The sequence below is a fragment of the Clostridium cuniculi genome (assembly GCF_004353185.1).
Taxonomy (GTDB): domain Bacteria; phylum Bacillota; class Clostridia; order Clostridiales; family Clostridiaceae; genus Clostridium; species Clostridium cuniculi.
Window position 1 is genome coordinate 1 of record NZ_SMUS01000076.1, and the last position, 4,522, is coordinate 4,522.

The following is a 4,522-nucleotide window of genomic DNA, read 5'->3' on the forward strand; positions in this document are numbered from 1 at the left end:
ATATTATAGATAAAATATTAGAAGAACTTTTAAAGAAGATAAATAAAGGAGATGAAATATCTGTTGGACAATTAATAGGTCAGATTAATGAGAATCAAATAACAGATAGTTTAAAAGCAATAATTATGGGTACTGCTCCAATAAGCCCAATTCTAAAAGAAAAAAGTATAACTAATAGAATACTAGCTAGGAATTCCGTCGGAGTTCCAGAAGCTAGTTTTTTAGTTTGTGGAAAGAATTTATATGATAAAACACGAAGAACATTGAATAGAGTGATGCAAGGAAGTATACCAAGCACATACAATCATGTTGAAAGTGAAAACTATGATATAACAGACTATATATTTGTTATTATGGGTAAAACATATTCTTGTAATGTTGGAGCTAGAAATATATATCTTTTTAATACGGCTGGAGAATGTATAGAAGTAATAACAACAAGTTTAACTACAAGTACAGCAAAGTTTACATTTACAGCCCCTCAAACTGGATATATAAGAGCTAGTCTATATAAGACACATATAGATACATGGCAATTAGAAGAAGGTAACGCTCCTACAAGATACGAAGAGTATAAACAATATTTAGCTTATGATGTCCAAGAAAATATCAATATAAAAAAGAACCAAGTAACAGATTTTAGTGTTGAAAGTGATGATTGTAATTTCTTTGAAGTAGGTAAAAACTTACTTAATCCAGCTAAATTTTTAAATGGACAGTTAATATCAAAGAATAATACTATAGTCGAGAATTCAGGATATAATGCATATATGATAGAACTTGAAGCTGGTACTTATACTGTTTCAAGTAGAACAAGGAATGTATTTCAATTTGATTCTAATTTAACTGGAACTGGATTAATAAATACAATTTCTAATGTCACTGCGAATGATCCTATAACTTTCACAATAGATGAAAAGTCATGGATAGGAATAAACTTTTTTGCAGATGCAACAAATATGCAACTTGAAGCAAATTCAGAGTTAACACCTTATGAAAGTTATGGTTATTGTATGGATAAACTTAGGTTTACAAAAGAGCAAATGGAATCAATAAAAGATGAAGTAGCAATTTCTGATGATAATTCTAGCTTAAAGATAATAAAAGAGAATAATAAGTTTACTGTATATAGTCAATTAAATGATAAAGAAACTATAAAATATGAAACTGAAATAGAAAATGTAAGAAATAAATGTTTTAACTTTGTTAATACGTATTTAGTAAAAGGTAATAAAGAAACATTAATACACAATCAAGGGGACGATATAACTCCAATTAGAACATTTTATACTGTTGGGGCTAATCATGGATACCCTTGTTTTTCTATACCTTCAAACGGGCAAACAACTACTGATATAGGAAGTATATGGACAGATGGAATAACAGATTATGTATTAGCAAAAGTAGAAAATGATAAATGTATATTCTTATATCCATATACAGAAGATGAACAAGGGATAGTAGGTTATAGTAATATAGCACCAGTTAATAATTTAGAAGCTAAGTTAAATGCAACTAATATAAATGCATTAGATATAACAAATCTAACTGTAGAACAATTCTATCCATCTACAAATAAACATACTTATAAAGTGCTTATTGATGGTAAAGAACTAGTTGAAGGTGATAACCTAGGTAACGAGTTTAATATAACTGAAAAATATAATATATTATGCTATAAAGCACTACAGGAGCATTTAAAAGCTAATGTAGGGAAAGAACTTATAGAGGATAATTTAAATGCAATAGATGGTGTTGTGGAGCTTTGTGTTAACTATAAATTTAAAGATAAAGGATTTGTATTAATAAATCATTCTTTAAAAGTATTAAAGAAAGTTACTTTAGGGAATTGTGGATTTTTACAAAGTGTAAGATTGCAACCTAATACACAACACTATATGCCTAACGCTAAGCAAAAAGGCAACTGGAATTTTTCTCGATTAACTAATATAAATTCGTATAAAGATAACCTAAAGTTTTATATAAGTGATTGTATAAATCAAAATTATCCAATAAATAGATACGTACAACATAGAAATGATGCCGATAATAATAAAGTAGGATTTACTGCTGGGTATTTACTAGACATAGGAAATGGATCTAATGAAGAAAGATTAAAAAACTCTATACTTTGGGATTTTAGAAGTACTAAAAAATCATATCCAGTTGGATATAGTGGTGGAACTTTAGAAGCTGGAGCATATAAAACATTTAGTATGTATAGAAAATATATAGATACTTCCATATTAGAAGATGGAGAAACAAATAAGACTTATATAGAGGTTGGAGATAGTTTATATGTATTTATAGATATTCATAAAAATACTATAGTAGATAATTTAGAAATTCCTTCAAAGTATATAGATAAGAAAATAAATATATTAGAGCAAAACGAAGGATTTGAACTTATCAATAATACTGTAGATGTAAGAGGGGTTAATTATACTATTAAAAATGCTTATGGATATGCTGTATTAAAAATAAATTAAAATGAAAGAGAATAAGTTGTTAATTAAAACCCGTAGCAATCAACTTATTCTCTTTATTTAGAAAAAGTCCCGATAATATTTTATGAGAATAGCTTTAAAATATTCATTAAATATAAAAAAATAGAAATATCCTTATTAAGAGGAAACTTCTATTTTTTAGAAAGGTAATTATACGAATATGTATTTAAATTATAACCATAATTATAAAATTTTAATCATTTAATAAAAAATAAGGATAGTCATAATATTAAATTGTCTTAGAATGTTAACTATATTAATGTGCTAAATGTGATTAAGTTTGCTTATTGTTTATAGGAGTTATTATTTCTATCCTTATTTTTATTGGGGTGAAACAATTCACATAAATGTTTTATGAAAAAAATATAAAAGATATTCGTGGAAGATTTAGGAGCCAAAAGGCTCTTTTATTATATCTAAAATTCCAAGCGATTGGAGAAAAGGAGAACAACAGTGGAAAATGAACTTATTAAAACTATAGTAAATAACGGAGTATGGGCAGTACTTTTCGTATGGCTACTAATTGATACAAGAAAAGAAAGTAAGGCTAGAGAAGAAAAGTTGCAAGAAATAATTGATAAGAACCAAGAAGTAATTTCAGATTTAGCAGAAAACCTTGAAGTGGTAAAAACTACTCAAAAAGATGTTGCTGATATAAAAGTTAAATTAGAGAAGGTGGGATAATATGATGGAAACATTAAAGAAATTATTACAAATTAAGAAGTTAATAGCTTTGATTTTAACGCTAGTATTTTCAGTATTAGCTTTAAAAGGTCAAATAGGAGCAACAGAGTTTCTAACTATATTTAGTATGGTTATAGCGTTTTATTTTGGTCAAAGTTCAACAAGACAAGCGATTAAAGAAGTAAAAGATCATGAGTAATCATGGTCTTTTAATTTTATAAAAATATTAAAAAGAAAGAAGGAATATAAAAATGAATAAATCTTTATTAAACTTATCAAATAATGAATTAACAATAGATAGTAGAGAAGTAGCTGAAATGATGAATAAAAGACATAGTGAAATTTTAGAATATATCAATGGGTCTAATAGAGTGGTTGGGATAATTCCGACTTTAGAAAACGGAGGTATCTGTTCTCAGAATTATTTCATAGAAAGCAGTTATAAAGTCGAAGGTAATAATAAGACATATCAATGTTATTTAGTTACTAAAATGGGTTGTGAATTATTAGGAAATAAACAACAAGGCGAGAAAGGGATATTATTTACGGCTAAGTATGTCGAGAGATTTAATATCATGGAAAGAAGCATTGAGGAAAATAAAATATTAATTGCTAATAAAGAAATAGAAGAATTAAAAGATACTGTAAATGAACTTAAAAAAGCAACAGAAGAAGCTAAAAAGCATTATAAACCTAGTCATAAGACGAAATTAGATTATAGCAAATTAATAAAAGCATTAACAGAGAATGAAGAAGAATATCAAATGTTAAAAGAGAGTACATTTGCAATATTAGGAATAACAAAATGGGAAGAGACTTGTATAGGTGATAGCAATAAGATAACTAAAATTATAAAACAAATAAGTAAGTTATTAGAGTTAAGAAAATTTAAACAATTAGAGTTATTATAAAAGTTTTTAACAGAGAATGTACTAAAATTTATAAAACAATAAGGTCAGAATCATATAAAATGATTCTGACCTTATCACGTTAAATTGCAAAAAAGAATTAAATGTAATAATAAGGGTTATTACACCTTTATTTTGTTCATGAATAAATAAAATATACACGAGCGATGACTTAATATGATTTACTCATGAACAATTATTATATAACATTTATTTTTATAATAAATGCTTTATTATGATAAACGACGCTAAAATTGGTGTGAAATTAGAGAGAGAGCTAATAGGCTCTCTTTTAATTTATAAAAATATTTAAAAGAAAGAAGGAATATAAAATGAAAATTGGAGTAAATGATGGACATACTTTGAGAGGTGCTGGAACTGGAGCAGTAGGAATTATAAAAGAAGGAGAACACACTAGATTAG

General features: G+C 26.5%; 4 protein-coding genes. All 4 read left to right on the top strand.

Annotation, left to right across the window (positions count from 1 at the left end; all coding sequences use genetic code 11):
* Nucleotides 1–2,489, top strand: a 2,489-nt coding sequence (locus EJJ37_RS20565) for a hypothetical protein (protein WP_166484856.1), incomplete at its 5' end; no start/stop codon positions are given.
* A gap of 471 nt (nucleotides 2,490–2,960) precedes the next feature.
* Complete coding sequence (locus EJJ37_RS19360; RefSeq protein WP_133016406.1) at nucleotides 2,961–3,191, top strand: BhlA/UviB family holin-like peptide; 231 nt, start codon at nucleotides 2,961–2,963, stop codon at nucleotides 3,189–3,191.
* Nucleotides 3,192–3,195: 4 nt separating this feature from the next.
* The gene (locus EJJ37_RS19365; RefSeq protein ID WP_133017079.1) at nucleotides 3,196–3,390 is read left to right on the top strand and encodes a hypothetical protein; all 195 of its coding nucleotides are present in this window, start codon (nucleotides 3,196–3,198) and stop codon (nucleotides 3,388–3,390) included.
* Between the two features lie 52 nt (nucleotides 3,391–3,442).
* Nucleotides 3,443–4,102: a Rha family transcriptional regulator gene (locus EJJ37_RS19370; protein WP_133017078.1), complete on the top strand. Its 660-nt coding sequence runs from the start codon at nucleotides 3,443–3,445 to the stop codon at nucleotides 4,100–4,102.
* Nucleotides 4,103–4,522 lie beyond the last annotated feature (420 nt).

What these genes read in the sequence shown, in the direction of transcription:
- EJJ37_RS19370 (WP_133017078.1), top strand. Translation starts at nt 3,443, where the DNA reads ATGAATAAATCTTTATTAAACTTATCAAATAATGAATTAACAATAGAT.
- EJJ37_RS19365 (WP_133017079.1), top strand. Translation starts at nt 3,196, where the DNA reads ATGGAAACATTAAAGAAATTATTACAAATTAAGAAGTTAATAGCTTTG.